The 16,989-nt window shown below is 55.3% G+C and carries 15 protein-coding genes; 12 read left to right on the plus strand and 3 right to left on the minus strand.

The features are described from left to right. Positions 1 to 12: 12 nt before the first annotated feature. The 3 genes from hutG to hutC all read right to left on the minus strand — a co-directional run bounded on the left by hutG (position 13) and on the right by hutC (position 3,001). Positions 13 to 855, minus strand: a complete 843-nt coding sequence (hutG, locus tag RAHAQ2_RS10925) for an N-formylglutamate deformylase (RefSeq protein WP_015697284.1) — start codon at positions 853 to 855, stop codon at positions 13 to 15. Continuing rightward, positions 855 to 2,114, minus strand: a complete 1,260-nt coding sequence (hutI, locus tag RAHAQ2_RS10930) for an imidazolonepropionase (protein ID WP_015697285.1) — start codon at positions 2,112 to 2,114, stop codon at positions 855 to 857. The genes hutG and hutI overlap by 1 nt, the downstream gene beginning before the upstream one ends. Before the next feature lie 170 nt (positions 2,115 to 2,284). Next, on the minus strand, positions 2,285 to 3,001 hold the full coding sequence (gene hutC, locus RAHAQ2_RS10935) for a histidine utilization repressor (RefSeq protein WP_193785514.1): 717 nt from the start codon (positions 2,999 to 3,001) through the stop codon (positions 2,285 to 2,287). A 384-nt stretch (positions 3,002 to 3,385) separates the two neighbouring features. Here hutC and RAHAQ2_RS10940 point away from each other — a divergent pair, with 384 nt between their 5' ends. From RAHAQ2_RS10940 to RAHAQ2_RS10995, 12 genes are all read left to right on the plus strand, one after another. Then, entirely contained in the window at positions 3,386 to 4,759 is a 1,374-nt protein-coding gene (locus RAHAQ2_RS10940) for a formimidoylglutamate deiminase (RefSeq protein WP_015697287.1), read from the plus strand. Next, the gene (locus tag RAHAQ2_RS10945; RefSeq protein ID WP_015697288.1) at positions 4,756 to 5,337 is read left to right on the plus strand and encodes a HutD/Ves family protein; all 582 of its coding nucleotides are present in this window, start codon (positions 4,756 to 4,758) and stop codon (positions 5,335 to 5,337) included. Before RAHAQ2_RS10940 ends, RAHAQ2_RS10945 begins: the two co-directional genes overlap by 4 nt. A gap of 247 nt (positions 5,338 to 5,584) precedes the next feature. Further along, the gene (locus RAHAQ2_RS10950; RefSeq protein WP_015697289.1) at positions 5,585 to 6,565 is read left to right on the plus strand and encodes an ABC transporter substrate-binding protein; all 981 of its coding nucleotides are present in this window, start codon (positions 5,585 to 5,587) and stop codon (positions 6,563 to 6,565) included. Between the two features lie 17 nt (positions 6,566 to 6,582). Beyond that, the gene (locus RAHAQ2_RS10955; protein ID WP_015697290.1) at positions 6,583 to 7,464 is read left to right on the plus strand and encodes an ABC transporter permease; all 882 of its coding nucleotides are present in this window, start codon (positions 6,583 to 6,585) and stop codon (positions 7,462 to 7,464) included. Continuing rightward, entirely contained in the window at positions 7,464 to 8,249 is a 786-nt protein-coding gene (locus RAHAQ2_RS10960) for an ABC transporter ATP-binding protein (protein ID WP_015697291.1), read from the plus strand. The genes RAHAQ2_RS10955 and RAHAQ2_RS10960 overlap by 1 nt, the downstream gene beginning before the upstream one ends. Before the next feature lie 123 nt (positions 8,250 to 8,372). Next, entirely contained in the window at positions 8,373 to 9,923 is a 1,551-nt protein-coding gene (gene hutH / locus RAHAQ2_RS10965) for a histidine ammonia-lyase (protein WP_015697292.1), read from the plus strand. Between the two features lie 58 nt (positions 9,924 to 9,981). Then, positions 9,982 to 11,670 (plus strand): urocanate hydratase, encoded by a 1,689-nt coding sequence (hutU, locus tag RAHAQ2_RS10970; protein ID WP_015697293.1) that lies wholly within the window; start codon positions 9,982 to 9,984, stop codon positions 11,668 to 11,670. A 172-nt stretch (positions 11,671 to 11,842) separates the two neighbouring features. Further along, positions 11,843 to 13,009, plus strand: coding sequence for a histidinol-phosphate transaminase (gene hisC, locus RAHAQ2_RS10975; RefSeq protein WP_015697294.1), 1,167 nt, complete (start codon positions 11,843 to 11,845; stop codon positions 13,007 to 13,009). Next, complete coding sequence (locus RAHAQ2_RS10980) at positions 13,006 to 14,154, plus strand: alpha-hydroxy acid oxidase (RefSeq protein WP_015697295.1); 1,149 nt, start codon at positions 13,006 to 13,008, stop codon at positions 14,152 to 14,154. Before hisC ends, RAHAQ2_RS10980 begins: the two co-directional genes overlap by 4 nt. Before the next feature lie 81 nt (positions 14,155 to 14,235). Continuing rightward, positions 14,236 to 15,321 carry an iron-containing alcohol dehydrogenase family protein gene (locus tag RAHAQ2_RS10985; protein ID WP_015697296.1) on the plus strand — a complete coding sequence of 362 codons (1,086 nt, stop codon included), beginning with the start codon at positions 14,236 to 14,238 and terminating at the stop codon, positions 15,319 to 15,321. A gap of 204 nt (positions 15,322 to 15,525) precedes the next feature. After that, positions 15,526 to 16,032, plus strand: coding sequence for a transposase (locus tag RAHAQ2_RS10990; RefSeq protein WP_015696340.1), 507 nt, complete (start codon positions 15,526 to 15,528; stop codon positions 16,030 to 16,032). Further along, a complete protein-coding gene (locus RAHAQ2_RS10995; RefSeq protein ID WP_238532073.1) occupies positions 16,032 to 16,859 on the plus strand; it encodes an IS3 family transposase in 828 nt (275 codons plus the stop codon). Before RAHAQ2_RS10990 ends, RAHAQ2_RS10995 begins: the two co-directional genes overlap by 1 nt. Positions 16,860 to 16,989 lie beyond the last annotated feature (130 nt).

A 16,989-nucleotide genomic window follows, 5' to 3' on the forward strand; every position in this document is an offset into this window, starting at 1 on the left:
AAGGAAAAACAGCTATTTAGCCACTGTTCCCTGTTTATAAGCATCTTCCCCCCAGCCCACCATCCCTTCCAGCAACTGTTTCAATAACACCTGCAATTCGGCCGCCTTATCAGGCGAGTAAGCAAACGGCTCCATCTCCTCCATGTAATTCACCTGCGCCAGCTCAAGCTGAACAGCGTGAATATCTCTGTCAGGCTGGCCGTAAGCCCGCGTGATATAGCCCCCTTTAAACCGGCCATTAAGCACATGACTGAAGCGGGTTTGCTGCTGGCAGGTTCTCTCAAGGATTTCACTCAGCGCCGGTGAACAGCTTGCGCCGCTGTTGGTGCCGAGGTTGAGATCCGGTAGCTGGCCGTCGAAAAGACGCGGGATCACCGACGCAATGGAATGCGCATCAAACAGCAACGCATAGCCGAATTCCTGTTTCATACGCGCCAGTTCTGACTGAATTTGCTGGTGATATGGCTGCCAGATTTGATCTAAATATTGCTGGCGCTGAGTGTCAGTCGGCGTCATGCCCGGTTTGAAGGTCGCGCGGCCATCAAATAACGTCTCGGGATATAACCCCGTGGTGGCAGTGGTATACAACGGCTTATCATCGGAAGGCCGGTTCAGGTCGATGACGAACCGTGAATACTGACCGACCAGAATACTGGCACCCAGTGAGCGCGCAAAATCGTACAGTTGCGGGATATGCCAGTCGGTATCGGATAGCGGAAGGGCGGCTTCGCTCAGACCGCTGGCGACTTCTGGCGTCAGATGTGTACCTGCGTGGGGGATGCTGATCAATAACGGCGCGGTACCCTGGATAAAATGGTACGGTTCAGCGATAACATTGGCAGTTGAAAGGCTCATTAACGGAACTCTCCTCGTACTTCTCCACGAAAAACAACGGTGCAGGGCAACTGACCGCCCAGCCAGTAAACCAGTTCGGCAGGACGCGACAGGGGCCAGTGTATAAAGTCAGCGACTTTTCCTGCTTCCAGCGTGCCGTGTGTTTCCTGTAAACCCAGCGCACGTGCGCCATGACAGGTGATCCCGGCCAGCGCTTCTTCAGGCGTCAGGCGAAACAATGTACATCCCATGTTCAGCATCAGACGCAAAGAAAGTGCAGGCGATGTGCCCGGATTGGCGTCACTGGCCAGCGCCATCGGCACCTGAAGTTTGCGGAACTCATCCACCGGCGGGCATTGTGTTTCGCGCAGCAAATAATATGCCCCCGGCAGTAATACGGCGACGGTGCCGCTGGCGGCCATGGCCTGCGCATCTTCAGCGGTGGCGTATTCCAGATGGTCGGCTGACAACGCATGATGCCGTGCCGCCAGGGCGCTACCATGCAGCGAAGACAGTTGCTCGGCGTGTAATTTAACCGGTAACCCCAAGGCTTTTGCGGCATTAAAAACCCGTTCAACCTGTGCCGGAGAGAACGCCAGATGTTCACAAAAGGCATCGACGGCGTCGGCCAGGTTTTCACTGGCAACCACCGGCAATAATGTTTCGCAGATGAGATCAATATAGTCATCCGCGCGTCCTTTGAACTCCGGCGGCAGGGCATGGGCGGCAAGACAGGTGGATTTCACCTCCACCGGCAGCATAACGCCCAACCGGCGGATCACCCGCAGCATCTTCAGCTCACTTTCGACGCTCAGCCCGTAACCGGATTTAATCTCAACACACGTCACGCCTTCTGCCAGCAACGGTTGTAAGCGGAACAGTGCCTGCGCCAGAAGTTCATCTTCGCTGGCCTCGCGGGTGGCATTGACGGTGGAGAGAATGCCACCACCGGCTGCGGCGATTTCTGCATAGCTGACGCCGTTGAGCCGCTGTTCAAATTCTGCGCTGCGATCGCCGCCAAATACCAGATGCGTATGGCAATCAACGAAGCCCGGGGTGATGATCCCGCCGCTGAATTCATGCTGTGTGGCTCCCGCGAAAACCGGACAATCTGCGGCAGAGCCGGTCCAGACGATCTTCCCGTCTGCGACCGCCATCGCGCCGTTTTCAATCAGGTTGTAATGCCCGTCCTGCATGGTGACCAGCGTGGCACCGCGCCATACGCTGTCACAACGGGAAGGGGGTTCGGCTGAAAAAGAAGGGGATATCGCTACCGGCATGACAGGCTCCAGGCTGAATTCATCTTGTATAGACAACTAAAGTCAACCTAACGCATAACCGTGAAACCGGCAAGGCAGCCAGCGATAGTTTTTTCTTATTACGAGACGTCTTCCAAAATTTGAACGAAGAGATAGCGGCCTTGCAAAGCCGCCATTAAGGTGTGCCGGAATCAGCCGTGGCTGGTGAAACGTCCAAATAATTGATAGCGGGAACCGGGATAAATCAGGCGCGCGGAAGTCACCACGCGGCTGCCGCTCCAGGTCCTGCGGTGGATCAGGAGGCAAGGCTCATGTTCGTTCAGTTGCAACAGCTCGCGTTGCTCATCGCTGGCACTGATGGCTTCAACACGGTGTTCACCCGCCGTCAGCGGCGCGATTTCCATCAGATACGTATAGGGTGTCTGCTTGTTCAGCACCTGTTGCAGATAATCGGGGGCGGTTTCCGGGTTCACAAAACGGTCTTCAATCTGCACGGGTACGTTGTTTTCGTAATGAACAATCTGCGAGTAAAACATCAACGTACCCGTGGCGATACCCAGTTGCAGCGCCTGATCGGCGTCCGCCAGTCGCGCTTCGCACACCAGAATCTTGCTGTCATGACGATGACCGCGCTGGGCAATTTCATCGGCAATGTTGTGCACTTCCAGCATCGGGGTATAAGCCTTGGCTTCGGCCACAAAGGTCCCGACGCCCTGCATGCGGATCAAAAATCCCTCGCTGGTCAGTTCGCGCAGGGCGCGGTTGATGGTCATGCGGCTGACGCCAATTTCATTGACCAGCTCACTTTCAGACGGTACACGCTGATGCGGTTTCCAGACACCGGCGCGGATCTGGCTGATGATCGCCTGTTTGACCCGCTGATAAATGGGCGCGGGTGTGTCGCTCATCGCAGCCGCCAGTTCGGACAATGTCTGCTGTGATACTCCCTGTTGTGACACAGCCTGTTGTTGTGACACACCCTGTTGTTGTGACACACCCTGTTGTTGTGTAGCACCATTTTGCAAAAGTGGTGTGGGCTCCGACATGACTCTTACCTCACTCAATGAAATTCCAGAAATATTGGGAAAGTTTGCCTGTCCGCCCGGCAGTTTCCATCAAAGGAAAGTAAACGGAAAGGGCGTGACGGAAAACTAAATTTATAAAAAAAGGGTTGTTGCAAGTTTACAGCGCAATCAGGCATATGTATATGTATAGACAAGTCGCTTAAAAGTTTTGCAATTGTTTCCATAAAATTGCGTTTATGTTTCTTCTTACTGCTCAGGAATGCTGTCATGCCTGCTTATTTTGCTCCACGCGCTTTACTTGCTGATGGCTGGGCGCACAACGTGCGGCTGGATGTCGATGTTGCCGGAATGTTGACGGCGGTGACCCCGGACGGCGATCCGCAGGGGTGTCTGCCCCTTTCCGGCCCGGTGGTTCCGGGAATGCCGAATCTTCATTCGCATGCATTTCAGCGGGTGATGGCCGGGCTGGCGGAAGTTGCCGGCGATCCGCAGGACAGCTTCTGGACCTGGCGCGATCTGATGTATCGCATGGTGCAGCGCCTGACACCTGAGCAGGTTGGCGTAATAGCCCGTCAGTTGTATATCGAAATGCTCAAAGGTGGCTACACGCAGGTGGCTGAATTTCACTATCTGCATAACGACATCAGCGGTCAGGCTTATGCCGACCACGGTGAAATGACCGCGCATCTGAGTGAAGCCGCTTCACAAACCGGCATCGGGTTGACCCTGCTGCCGGTGCTTTACCGTTACGCCGGATTTGGCGCGCAACCGGCACAGGCCGGACAGAAACGGTTTATTCAGGATGCGGACAGTTATCTGAAACAACAGGAAATTATCCGCAAACAGCTCAGCGGCAAAAGTCTGCAAAATCAGGGGTTGTGTTTCCATTCCCTGCGCGCCGTGACGCTTGAGCAAATGCAGCAGGTGTTGCAGTCCGCAGACAAAAGTCTGCCGGTGCATATTCATATCGCCGAGCAGCAGAAAGAAGTGAACGATTGTCTGGGCTGGAGCGGACAGCGCCCGATTTCCTGGCTGTACGACAATCTGGATATTGATTCCCGCTGGTGTCTGATCCACGCCACGCACGCTGACCGCTTCGAGCTGGCGAGCATGGCAGGCAGCGGGGCGGTAGCCGGACTATGCCCGACCACTGAGGCTAATCTGGGCGACGGGATTTTCCCCGGCGTCGATTATCTGGCGCAGTCCGGGCGGTGGGGGATCGGTTCCGACAGCCATGTTTCCCTGAATGTAGTTGAAGAACTGCGCTGGTTTGAATACGGCCAGCGCCTGCGTGACCAGCGACGTAACCGGCTGACGACCGCCGCGCAAAATTCTGTGGGCGATGTGCTGTATACCCAGGCATTGCAGGGCGGTGCACAGGCTTGCGGCGCGCTTATCGGACAGCTTTCTGCGGGGTATCGTGCCGACTGGCTGGTACTCGACGGGCAGGATCCTTATCTCGCTGCCGCAAAAAACAGTGAACTGCTTAACCGCTGGCTGTTCGCCGGTAATGCCGGGCAGATCCGTGATGTCTATGTTGGCGGTATTGCGCGCATTGTGAACGGACAGCATGAGCAGCAACAGGCTGCGGCGGCAGATTTCCTCGCGCTTCTCCGTCAGCTGGCGGAGGACGTCGCATGATTGCCTGGCAGCACTTCACTTTCGATGGCCTGCCGGTCAGTCCGTGGCGTAATGGCGGTGGCGAGACCCGCGAAATCTTCAGTTTTCCTGCCGGTAGCCGTGATTTTGACTGGCGCGCCAGCATTGCCACCATCGCGCAGGATGGTCCGTTCTCGGCATTCCCCGGTATTGACCGCTCCATCACCTTGCTGAGCGGGGAAGGTGTGCATTTACAGGCGCAGCCTGATGTTGATCACTTACTCAATGTCACCGGCGAGCCGTTTGCTTTTAGTGGTGATATTGCACTCAGCGCCCGCCTGCTGGGTGATGTGACGACCGATTTCAACATCATGACGCGGCGCACGGAATGTGCCTCGCGGGTGGTTGCCGCACGGGAACCTCTTCGGGTGACAGGTGAAAGAGGCGGCGTGATTTATGTCATCAGCGGGACGTGGCAACTGGCGGATGGCGGGCTACTGCGGGCGGGCGAGGGATATTACTGGTCTGAGACAGCGGCACAATCGCAACAGGGTTCCGTGAGTCTGACCCCTGCTGCTCAGCAACATAAGTGCCTGCTGTTGTGGGCGGCGATCAGCTGATAAATACCTTACAGGGTTGCGCTAAAAGGGAGCATGCCGCGCACCGAATTGATTCATCAGCCCGTGCAAAACGCCCCATAACCGGCGCTGAATGTTGTAAAAGTGCATCTGCAGAAACTGGCATAAAGCTTGCTTAAATATTGTCGACTGACTTGTATAGACAAGAATATACAGTAGCGTAATTTGCCTGCGGCTTTCACTGCCACAGGCATTTCCCCCGAGACAGATACTTTGGCAGGAGTGGCAGATGAGCAACATGATTTCCAGGGCTGTACTGAAGCGTTCGTTGTCGTTGTTAGGGCTGGCCGTGGCGCTGGGCAGTGTGACCGTCAGTACGGCGCAGGCGGCCAGTACGCCGGTTGCTATTGGTATTTCTGGCTGGACTGGTTTTGCGCCACTGACGCTGGCAGACAAAGCGGGCATCTTTAAAAAGAACGGTCTGGATGTCACGCTGAAAATGGTGCCGCAGCAGTCGCGTCATCTGGCCATTGCTTCCGGTTCCCTGCAATGTGCGGCAACCACCGTTGAAACCTATTTAACCTGGAATGCCAGTGGTGTGCCGATCAAACAAATCGTACAGCTGGATAAATCTTACGGTGCGGACGGTATCGCGGTGCGCAGCGGTATCAACAAGATTACCGATCTGAAAGGCAAAACCATCGGCGTGGATGCACCGGGTACTTCCTCTTACTTCCTGCTGGCGTGGATCCTCGATAAAAACGGCATGACGATGAAAGACGTCAAACTCGCCACGCTCGGACCGGACGCCGCTGCGCACGCCTTTATTGCCGGGCAGAATGACGCTGCAGTGAGCTATGAACCCTACCTTTCCAACATCCGTCAGAGCCCGGATAAAGGAAAAATTCTGGCAACGACGCTGGATTATCCGATGGTGATGGATACGCTGGGCTGTACGCCGGACTGGCTGGATAAAAATCCAAAAGCCGCACAGGCGCTGGTGAACAGCTATTTTGAAGCGCTGGATATGATCAGGAAAGAACCGGAGAAATCCAACGAAATCATGGGCGCGGCGGTCAAAGAGACCGGCAAACAGTTTGCAGAGGAATCCAGTTATCTGCGCTGGCAGGATCGTGAGGCCAACCAGAAATTCTTCAGCGGTGAAATCGTGACCTTCACTAACGAAGCTGCGCGGTTGCTGACTGAGATGAAAATCCTGCGTAAAACACCGGATATCAATACGTTATATGACGCGAAGTACGTGAAATAGCCATGAAGGACCGCGATATGAACAGTCCTGTCAGTCAGGCAGCAGAAAAACAGATAACAGCGCAGTCAGTTCTACGTGAGCCGGCACCGTTGCCCGCAAGCAAAAAAGTCTGGCATAACCCGATGATGGTGCCTTTGCGCCCGGTAGACTCACGGCGTCGATGGTTTCTCGGGTTCTGTTTTTTTGTGCTGTTTTTTGCCGTATGGGCGCTGGTGACGTTTACCGGCCTCGTTTCCGCAACATTCCTCGCCAGCCCGGCGAGCATGTTGCAGGAAGGGATTTTACTGTTTACCGATTTTGATTTTACGACCGACATCGGCATGACGGTAATGCGCGTGCTGGGCGGCTTTATTCTGGCCTGCGTTATTGCCGTTCCGCTCGGGATCCTCATGGGATCTTACAAACTGATCGAAGCCTTTTTCGAGCCGTTTGTGTCGTTTTGTCGTTATCTGCCTGCCTCAGCGTTTGTGCCGTTGCTTATCCTGTGGGCGGGTATCGGTGAAATGCAGAAAATACTGGTGATTTTCATCGGCTCTTTCTTCCAGATAACCCTGATGGTGGCGGTGACTGTCGGGGCAGCACGGCGTGATCTGGTCGAAGCCGCGTATACGCTGGGTGCAACCAACCAGAGTGTTGTGCGCAGGGTGATCATTCCCGGTGCGGCCCCTGAGATTGCCGAGTTGCTGCGCCTCGTGCTCGGCTGGGCATGGACTTACGTCATTGTGGCGGAGCTTATCGGATCGTCGAGCGGTATCGGTCACATGATTGTTAACAGCCAGGCGCTGCTTAACACCGGGCAAATGATCTTCGGCATTATCGTGATTGGTTGCATTGGTTTGCTCTCCGATCTGTTGTTCAAAGCGGCCAACCGTCGCCTGTTTGTATGGAGTTCATTGTGATGAGCCATCCGAAACTGAGTGTCCGTCAGGTTGAACGTATTTTTACCGGCCCGAAAGGTGAGAAAACGCAGGCGCTGTTGCCGGTGGATTATCAGGTTGAAGAAAACGACTTCATTACCATTCTCGGACCTTCCGGCTGCGGTAAATCCACGCTGCTGCGCATTGTCGCCGGGCTGGATCAACCTACGCGAGGCGAAGTGTGGCTCGACGGTGAACAGGTGGATGGCCCCGGTGCCGATCGCGGCATGGTCTTTCAGAGTTATACCTTGTTCCCGTGGCTGACCGTTGAGCAAAACATCCGTTTTGGTTTGCAGGAGCGTGGCGTAAGTAAGGCAGCGCAAAAAGAGCGCAGCGACTACTTTATTAATAAGGTCGGGCTGCGGGGCTTTGAGCAGCACTTCCCGCGTCAGCTTTCCGGCGGGATGCAGCAACGTACCGCCATCGCGCGCGCACTGGCGAATGACCCGAAAATTTTGCTGATGGATGAGCCTTTTGGCGCCCTGGATAATCAGACCCGCGTGATGATGCAGGAACTGCTGTTATCGATTTGGGAATCCTCGCGCAAAACCGTGTTGTTCGTGACGCACGATATTGATGAAGCGATTTTCATGGCCAATAAAGTGGCGATTTTCAGTGCACGGCCGGGGCGGATCAAAACCGAAGTGGCAGTTAATTTCCCGCATCCGCGGGACTATACCCTGAAAACGTCGCCGGAATTTATGGCGCTGAAAGCGCGGGTAACTGAAGAAATTCGTACCGAAACGATGCAGGCAATGGATCACTGATTGCGCCGCAACGTATCTGTACATACCAGATTTTAGATTTGTCATGTCGTGCATAAATACCCGGCGGGCTGAGTCCTTAGCCGGGTTTACTTCCGGTTTCACTTGTCTATACAGGAATAGATTATGGCTTCTTCAACCCATGCGTTAACCCTTTGCCGCCTGCAACCGGGTCATGTTGATCTGCCGATGCTGCGTAAGATTTATCAGGGCAATGTCCGCCTTGAACTGGCTGAGGAGGCGCGCGCGGGCGTGCTGGCGTCGCAGGAAACGGTTACCCGCATTGTTGAGTCGGGGAAAGTGGTCTATGGCATCAATACCGGTTTCGGCAAGCTGGCGCAAACGCGTATTCCGGCAGAGCGTCTGGCAGAACTGCAACGCAATCTGGTGTTGTCGCACAGTGTCGGGATTGGCAAAGATCTGGCGGATAACGTGGTGCGTCTGGTGATGGCGACCAAAGTGCTGAGCCTGTCGCGCGGTCATTCCGGCATCCGCATTGAGGTTATCGATGCGCTGATTACTTTGTTTAATGCCGGTGTTTATCCGTGTATTCCTGAGAAAGGCTCGGTGGGGGCATCCGGTGACTTAGCGCCGCTGGCGCATCTTTCCCTGATGCTGATTGGTGAGGGGCAGGTCACGGCACAAGGCGAAAAAATGTCGGCGACTGAAGGACTGGCAACGGCGGGTCTGAAGCCGTTTGAACTCGGACCGAAAGAAGGGCTGGCACTGCTTAACGGCACACAGGTTTCCACCTCGCTGGCGCTGTCCGGCCTGTTTGAAGCCGAACGCGTATTTTCTGCCGGGCTGGTGGCAGGCGCGTTGTCGCTTGAAGCCATCAAAGGTTCGGTAAAACCGCTGGATGCGCGCATTCACGAAGCCCGTGGGCAGCAGGGGCAGATTGCCGTGGCGGCGGCACTGACCCAGCTCCTGTCCGGCAGTGACATTGTCACGTCGCATGCGGACTGCGGCCGCGTGCAGGATCCGTATTCCATCCGCTGTGTACCGCAGGTGATGGGGGCATGTCTGGATAACCTGCACCACGCTGCACGTATCCTGCGTATCGAAGCTAATGCCGCCTCTGATAACCCGCTGGTGTTTTCCGAAAATGGCGATGTGATTTCCGGCGGTAACTTCCATGCCGAACCGGTGGCTTTTGCTGCGGATATCATTGCACTGGCCGTCGCTGAGATCGGCGCGATTTCCGAGCGCCGTATGGCGTTACTCCTCGATACCGGGCTTTCCGGTTTGCCTGCATTTCTGGTTAATGACGGCGGTGTGAACTCCGGCTTTATGATTGCGCAGGTTACCGCAGCGGCACTGGCGTCGGAAAACAAATCGCTGGCACATCCTGGCAGCGTTGACAGCCTGCCGACCTCTGCGAATCAGGAAGATCACGTATCCATGGCCACCTACGCCGCCCGCCGTCTGGGGGATATGTGCTTTAACACCAGCGTGGTCGTGGGCATTGAAGCGATGGCCGCCGCACAAGGTATTGATTTCCATCGTCCGCTGCAAAGTTCAGCGACGCTGGAAAATGAAATGAAAACTATCCGTGAAAACGTGGCGTTTCTGGAAAAAGACCGCCTGATGGCACCGGACGTTGAAATGATGCGTCTGTGGGCTTCCCGCGAGCATTGGCCTGCGGCGATTGAAGCGCTGTTGCCAAGCTTTGCCTGATGACTTTTGTTCTGTAACGACTGATTCATAACACCCCATTTTAGAGAAGGAAACAACGATGAACGCTCCACAAAAAACGGCCGTTGCCCGCGTTGTTCGTGCACCACAGGGCACAGAACTGAGCTGTCAGAACTGGCTGATTGAAGCGGCATACCGCATGATCCAGAACAACCTCGATCCGGATGTCGCTGAGCGTCCGGAAGATCTGGTGGTTTACGGCGGTATCGGTAAAGCGGCGCGCAACTGGCCGGCGTTTGAAGGCATTCTCGACAGTTTGCGCAAGCTGCGTGAAGACGAAACGCTGCTGGTGCAATCCGGCAAGCCGGTCGGCGTTTTCCGCACCCATACCGATGCGCCGCGCGTGCTGATTGCCAATTCCAACATTGTTCCGCACTGGGCAAACTGGGATCACTTTCACGAACTGGATAAAGCTGGCCTGATGATGTACGGCCAGATGACCGCCGGTTCCTGGATTTATATTGGTGCGCAGGGCATCGTGCAGGGTACTTATGAAACCTTCGCGGAAGCGGGACGCCAGCATTACAACAGCGACCTGCGCGGTAAATGGATCCTGACTGCCGGTCTGGGCGGCATGGGCGGCGCTCAGCCACTGGCGGGCGTGCTGGCTGGTGCCTGCGTGCTGGCCATTGAATGTCAGGAGTCGCGCATCGATTTCCGTCTGCGTACCCGTTATCTCGATTACAAAGCGCACAGTATTGATGAAGCGCTGGCGATGATTGAAAAAGCCTGCGCCGAGAAGAAAGCCATTTCCGTCGGCCTGCTGGGTAACGCCGCCGAGGTAATGCCGCAACTGGTCGCCCGCGCCAAAGAAGGCGGTCTGCGCCCGGATATCGTCACCGATCAGACCTCGGCACATGACCCGCTGAACGGCTATCTGCCGGAAGGCTGGAGCCTGGAAAAATGGCAGGATGCGCGACAGTCAGATCCGCAATCGGTGGTGAAAGCGGCCCGTGCGTCGATGGCCAAACACGTTCAGGCAATGCTCGATTTTCATGCGATGGGCATTCCGACCGTCGACTATGGCAATAACATCCGTCAGGTTGCCAAAGACGAAGGCGTGGAGAATGCCTTTGATTTTCCGGGTTTTGTGCCAGCCTATATCCGTCCGCTGTTCTGCGAAGGCAAAGGGCCGTTCCGCTGGGTGGCGCTTTCCGGTGACCCGGAAGATATCTATAAAACCGACGCCAAACTTAAAGAGCTGTTCCCGGACAACGCAAACCTCATCAACTGGCTGGACATGGCGCGTGAGCGCATTGCCTTCCAGGGATTACCGGCGCGGATCTGCTGGCTGGGGCTGGGCGAGCGTCATATTGCCGGTCTGGCATTCAATGAAATGGTACGTAACGGCGAGCTGAAAGCGCCGGTCGTTATCGGCCGCGATCATCTCGACACCGGTTCTGTGGCCTCACCCAACCGTGAAACTGAAGCCATGAAAGACGGCTCTGATGCCGTTTCCGACTGGCCGCTGCTGAACGCTTTGCTTAATACGGCGGGCGGCGCAACGTGGGTCAGTCTGCATCACGGCGGTGGCGTCGGGATGGGCTTCTCGCAACACGCTGGCATGGTGATTGTGGCTGACGGTACCCGGGAAGCCGATGCCCGCCTTGAACGTGTGCTGTGGAATGACCCGGCGACAGGGGTGATGCGCCATGCAGATGCTGGCTATGAACAGGCAAAAGACTGTGCTGAGCGTCATCACCTGAATTTGCCGATGCTCGCAAAATAACAGGGGTAAGTCATTAATTCATCGCGGAATTAAACTGAACAAACCTCACGGGCAGTGGCGCAGGCCGTTGCCCGTTTTGTTTCTAAAACATGCGGAAATTGCTGCAAAAAGTGGCGTAAAAAGCCGCTGATTTACGGCATACTCGGAGCATATTAACAGCGTGAGGTAAGCAATGGCTTCAGATCTGGCAGTTCCTGATACGGTGTTTGACAACCAGCAACAGCTTCTGAAAAAACTGGCAAGGCCCGGAGCACGGTCACTGAGCGTTTATAACGCCGGACTTTCGGCCGAGGCGGTGCAAAAAAAATACGGCGTGGCCCATATTGCCAAACTGGCCAGTAATGAAAACCCGCTGGGTGCCAGCCCGCAGGTGGTGACGGCGTTAGCAGCGGATGCCTGTTTCAGTGCGATTTATTCTGATGCATCAAGTGCGGCGCTGCGTGACGCGCTGGCGGCGGATACCGGCGTGGCAGCCGAAAATATTGTCATCGGCAACGGTTCCGAAGACATTCTGCATATGCTGGCGCTGGCGTTTCTTAACCCCGGTGACCGTGTTGTGACGCTGATCCCCTCGTTTGGTTTACACGAAATCTTCCCGCGCATGATGGGGGCGGATGTCACCCTGGTCGGCGTCAATGCACGGCAGGAATTTGATGTCGAAGCCTGGGAAAATGCATTGTCCGCACCGGCCAAAATGTTGATTTTCAGCAATCCTTCCAATCCGGTGGGTTGCATGCTCAACCGGGAAGGATTTACCCGTATTGTTAATGCCGCGCCAGCGGATTGCGTGCTGGTGATTGACGAAGCCTATTTCGAATATTGTGAAAACGATCCTGAATACCCTGACAGCCTGCGCGTGCTGGCTGAGCAGCCACGACCGTGGATTGTGCTGCGGACCTTCTCGAAAGCGTACGGACTGGCCGGACTGCGGGTGGGATACGGCTTAGCCAGTCATCCCGAACTGGTTAATTTGCTGGACAGGGTGCGCACACCTTTCAACATCAACCGTTCGGCGCAGGTGGCTGCCGTGGCGGCATTGCAGGATAAACAACATGTCCGCGACAGCATTGCGCTGGTTACCGCACTGCGTGAGGAGATGGCAGCCGAACTTACGGCGCTCGGTTTTAACGTCGCCTCATCCTCTGCCAACTTCCTGTTCTTTGATTGCGGCTGCCCGGCCACAGAACTGGCACAACGCTTGCTTGCTTATGGCGTGATTATCAAGCCCTGGCGTGAAACCGGTTATGAAAACTGGATCCGCGTATCCATCGGTAATGAACAGGATAACCGGCAGTTTATCGACAGCCTGAAACGTATCCTGACGGAGAATGCGGCGTGAAACGTGTGGCGCTGAACATTGATGATTTACGCCAGCAGGCGAAATGCGCCTTGCCCCGTTTTGCGTTTAGCTACGTGGAAGGCGGGGCGGATGATGAACAAACGCTGAAAGATAACCGTGAGGTTTTCAGCCGCTGGCGCTTTATTCCACCGGTGCTGAACGATTCCAGCCAGCGCGATTTGTCCGTTACGGTTTGCGGGCAGCGGCTTTCTGCACCGTTACTGATTGCACCGACCGGCTATAACGGCATGTTGCGTTTCGGCGCGGATACCATGCTGGCCCGTACGGCGAAACACGCCGGTATCGGCTATATCCAGAGCACGGTTTCAACCGCATCGGTTGAAGAAATCGCGGCAGAAAATCTGCCTCAGCACTGGTTTCAGCTGTATGTGCTCAAAGACCGGAGCGTCACCACCAGCCTGCTGGAGCGCGCCAAAGCAGCCGGATGCACCACGCTGGTGGTCTCGGTTGATGCGGTGCATTTCGGTAACCGCGAAAAAGATAAACGTAATTACCGGCGGCCGATGAAATTATCGATGCTGAGCATGATTGATGTCGCGCTGCATCCGGGCTGGGTATGGCGAACCTTAAAACCGGCGGGAATGCCCGGTTTCGGCAATCTCAAACCTTATGTTCCGGCGGATAAACAACGCGGAGCGGGCGGGGCGAGCTACTTCTCGGAGCAGATGGATACCCGTCTGAACTGGGAAATACTGCGCTGGATCCGCAGTCAGTGGCAGGGCGCGTTGTTGATCAAAGGGATCCTCGCGCCGCAAGACGCCCGGCTCGCTTTTGCAAGCGGAGCCAATGGCATTGTGCTGTCAAACCACGGCGGGCGTCAGCTTGATGGTTCAGTGAGTGCGCTGGAAGTGCTGCCGGAAATCCGCCAGTTGTGTGGTTCGCAGGCGACGATCCTCATCGACAGCGGTTTTCGCCGTGGTACTGATGTCGTGAAAGCGCTGGCGCTCGGCGCGGATGCGGTGCTGCTCGGCAGGCCGATGTTATACGGTGTCGCGGCGGCCGGTGAGGCGGGCGCACAACGGGCGCTGGAGATTATTATGCAGGAAGTTGACCGCACGATGGCGCAGCTTGGCTGCACGTCGGTCAGCCAGTTGGGGCCGCATTTGTTGCGTTTTCAGCCATAAGAATTCTGAAGTCATCACAAAAAACATCCTCAGAGAATTTTCATCAGACCCGTCAAACACAAAAATCACGGAGAGGCAGTTATGCAGGCACAGAATATTATCTTCCCGGCGCAAATCCTGCGCGGACCCGGCGTTATCTCTCAGCTAGGCGACATTTGCGCACTGCTGGGTACCCGCGCGCTGGTGATTGGCGGCCATCAGTCACTGGCCGCCGTGGGGGATAAAATCCGCCATCAGCTTGAAGGTTCCGCTGTGGAACTGGTCGGCAGCGAATGGTTTGGCGGGGAAAGCAGCGAGGGCAATATCAGCCGTCTGGCGAAAATCGTTAAAGATAAAAAGGCCGATATCGTGATTGGTGTGGGGGGCGGCAAATCCCTTGATACCTGTAAAGCAGTGGGCGTGGAAACTAACGTGCCAGTGGTGACCATCCCGACGATTGCTGCGACCTGCGCCGCCGTTACGCCGCTGACCATCCGTTATCTCGACGACGGTCATTTCCGGGATTTATTCCCGTTAACGCAGGCACCGGCTGCGGTGATCATCGACAGCGAAATTCTGGCTGCTGCCCCGTTGCGCTGGCTGGCGGCTGGCCTTGGGGACACGCTGGCGAAATGGTATGAATTTCGCGCCATCAGCAGTCATCCCGGTCAGCTGAGCGGCGCCGCACGTTCTTCCAGCGCCAACAGCCGGATCTGCTATGACCTGATCGAATCTTATGGCCCCGCAGCCTGCGACGCTGTCCGTGCCGGTAAACCGAACACCGAACTTGATCAGGTGCTTGACGCTATTTTCATGTTTGCGGGCCTGACATCGCTGATGAGCAGCGGGGCGCACGCCGCCGCTTCCCACGCCATTTATGAAGGTTTCACGGTCTGTGATAAAACCCGTGCATTCGGCCATGGTCTGTTGGTCGGCTTCGGCAACCTGTGCCTGCTGGCGCTGGAAAACCGCAGCGATGAGGAACTGCTGGAAGCCGTCAGCCTTGCGCAAGCCTGCGCGGTGCCGCTGTGTCTGAGTGAGATAGCCGATCTTAATGAGGATGAGCTGGAAAGTATTGTGCAGGCATCACTGCACGCGCCGGATATGGCGAATATGCCGGTGCAGGTGACGGCAGGGGCGCTGTATGCCGCGATTTCGCGGGTGGAGGAAATGGCGGATCGGGTTTAAGGCGTCAGTCTGCTGCGAATAGCGTATGAAACAGAAGCCTGTGGGAACATTAACCCTTTGATTTTCCATTAATACCCCACCCCAACCCTCCCCTTCGCAGGGGAGGGAGCCGACCGAGCCGTTTGCAGGTTTGGGTTTACTCCTCCCCCTGCGATGAACTGAACCCCGAATGTTGGACGTTTTAATCCTCATTCGGAGTTTAGTATGAAGTACGATTTTCAAATCAAAATGATAGCCGTCAGGCACTATCTTGACGGCCACGATGGCTTCAAAATTACCGCCCGCAAATATCACGTTCCGGCATCCTCACTTCGTGCATGGACTGCTGCCTATCAATTTCACGGTGAGCAGGCTTTTCGTAAGGCGACTCGCATCTATTCCGAACAGTTTCGTGCTCATGTCGTCGATGTGACTCTTCGCGAACATCTTTCTATGCGTTCTGCCGCCGCCCGATTTAATATTGCTGATTATCAGACAATCAAACGCTGGATCCTGGCTGCTAAAAACTCAGCTTTTCCAGCTCTGAAAGAGAGGAATAACATGGCGCAGAAAACGCAAAAACCTGAGATAAAGCCTGAAGACATGACGCCTGCCGAGCTTCTGGAAGAGGTGCGCTATCTGCGTGCTGAACGCGCTTACAACGAAAAGCTCGACGCCCTGATGAAGTCAAAAACAGAACGGAAGAAAAAATCCACGCCATCAGGGCATTAATCGGAGAACACCGTCTCCAGGATCTGTTGAAATCTGCGAGGTTGCCACGAAGCACCTGGTACTGGTGGCAATCGCGGGAGCAAGCCGGGGATGACGTGACGTTATGTGACGCCATCGGGCAACTGGCCGTCCGCCACAAGCGGTGCTATGGCTATCGCCGCGTCACGTTAGAACTGCGCAATCAGGGCGTGCGGGTCAATCATAAAAAGGTGTTCCGCCTGATGCGGGAAATGGATGTACAGGCGCGGGTGCGGCCTAAAAAATACCGGAGTTATAAGGACGATATCGGGATGGCGCCAGCGCCCAATCTGCTGAGACGGAAATTTAACGCCTCCGGACCGGGGGTAAAGCTGGTGACGGATGTTACCGAGTTCAATGTGGGCGGGGATAAACTGTATTTATCGCCGGTCATGGATTTATACAATGCAGAAATCATCGCGATGAGTATAGGTACGCGGCCGACTTTCGAGCTGACTGAAAAGATGCTAAATGATTTACTTACATCAGGTTACGTCAGAAAAAAAGCCATTCTACATAGCGATCAGGGCTGGCAATATAGGATGCCTTCGTGGCAAAAAAGGCTCAAAGAGGCAGGGATAAGACAGAGCATGTCGCGAAAAGGCAATTGCTATGACAATGCCGCAATGGAAAGCTTTTTTGCGGTGTTGAAGACGGAGATGTTCCACGGTTATAAGTTCGAGAGCAGGGAAAAACTGGCTGAGTCGATAGAAGCGTATGTCGCTTACTATAACCACGATAGAATAAAGATGAAGTTGGGTGGAATGAGTCCAGCAGATTACCGGACTCAAATGTTCCCCCTGCACTAACCTGGTGTCCAAGTTTAGGGGTTCAGTCCAGCGAAGGGGGAGGTTGGGAGGGGGTATTGCAGACAAAACAGCGGCTTATGTAGGTGCGGGCTAAAATTCACGTTTTCATAAAGCCTGAAACGGTCAGAGC

Origin of the sequence: Rahnella aquatilis CIP 78.65 = ATCC 33071 (assembly GCF_000241955.1) — a bacterium.
In the GTDB taxonomy this organism is placed as follows: Bacteria; Pseudomonadota; Gammaproteobacteria; order Enterobacterales; family Enterobacteriaceae; genus Rahnella; species Rahnella aquatilis.